Origin of the sequence: Hydrogenophaga taeniospiralis CCUG 15921 (assembly GCF_001592305.1) — a bacterium.
Lineage (GTDB): Bacteria > Pseudomonadota > Gammaproteobacteria > Burkholderiales > Burkholderiaceae_C > Hydrogenophaga > Hydrogenophaga taeniospiralis.
The window spans coordinates 1-1,175 of record NZ_BCWR01000040.1 but is presented as its reverse complement, the minus strand read 5'-3'; the positions used below and the strand labels follow the sequence as shown (position 1 = coordinate 1,175).

The 1,175-nt window shown below is 63.0% G+C and carries 1 protein-coding gene; it reads right to left on the bottom strand.

All coding sequences use genetic code 11. The annotated features are described in order from the left end of the window. Nucleotides 1-136: 136 nt before the first annotated feature. The gene (locus tag HTA01S_RS24390) at nt 137-1,120 is read right to left on the bottom strand and encodes an IS5 family transposase (protein WP_068176650.1); all 984 of its coding nucleotides are present in this window, start codon (nt 1,118-1,120) and stop codon (nt 137-139) included. Between the last annotated feature and the right edge of the window lie 55 nt (nt 1,121-1,175).

The window sequence follows — 1,175 nt, the reverse complement described above, 5'->3', positions numbered from 1 at the left end:
GGAAGGTCTGCACAACACCCGCCGCAGCGTGAGTTGATGCATGCGATTTCAGATGACGGCAATTTCTTGCTCAAGAGGTCAGTCTGGAGGTCGATTTCGCCCCGATTCGTGGTCTTCTGGTCGCTTGCAGACGCACTCATCCCCGCATCTCCTGCAGCAGCGTGCGCCGCACCATCCACAGGTTGGACAGCGCAAACAGCGTGTGCAGCTGCGCCGTGTTCTTGGCCAGTCCCCGGTAGCGCACCTTCACGTACCCGAACTGGCGCTTGATCACCCTGAACGGGTGTTCGACCTTGGCCCGGATGCGCGCCTTGGCCTGCTCCAGCTGGTCCAGGATCGCGCCCACCGGCGTGTTCTTGTCCAGTACCTTGCGCTTGCCCGGTCGCATCGCCACGTGCCAGTTGACTTCGATGTCCTGCGTTTCATCGCGCTTGCTCACGCCCTGGTAGCCCGCGTCGGCAAAGACATCGGTTTCCGCTCCGTGCACCAGCGCGTGCGCCTGCGTCACGTCGTTGACGTTGGCCGCCGTGCCCACCACCGTGTGCACCAGACCGGAGTCTGCATCGACACCGATGTGCGCCTTCATTCCGAAGTGCCACTGATTGCCCTTCTTGGTCTGGTGCATCTCGGGGTCTCGTTCGCCGCTGCTATTCTTGGTCGAACTCGGCGCTGCGATCAGCGTGGCATCGACCACCGTCCCGCTCTTCAAGAGCAGCCCCTTGGCCGCCAGCGTGGCGTTGACGGTGGCCAGGATCTGCAAGCTCAGGTTGTGGGTTTCGAGCAGGTGGCGAAAGCGCAGGATGGTGCTCTCGTCGGGCAGGTTGTCCTCGCCGGCATCCAGACCCGCGAACTCACGGAACAGCGCCATGTCGTACAGCGCTTCCTCCATTGCCGGGTCCGAGAGGTTGAACCACTGCTGGATAAAGTGAATGCGCAGCATGGTCTCGACGGCAAACGGTGGGCGCCCGCCCTTGGCGCCGGGGGCCGGCGCGTGCGGAGCGATGAGCGACACCAGCTCGGCCCAAGGCACCACAAGGTTCATCTCGTCGAGGAACTCGCGCTTGCGCGTCCTCTTGGTCTTGCGCTCGAATCCGCTCTCGCCCAGGCTCATCTGCTTCATTCCGTCAATGTCTCACATCGGGCGTGGAACGCCGAGGTTGTGCAGACCTTCCCTA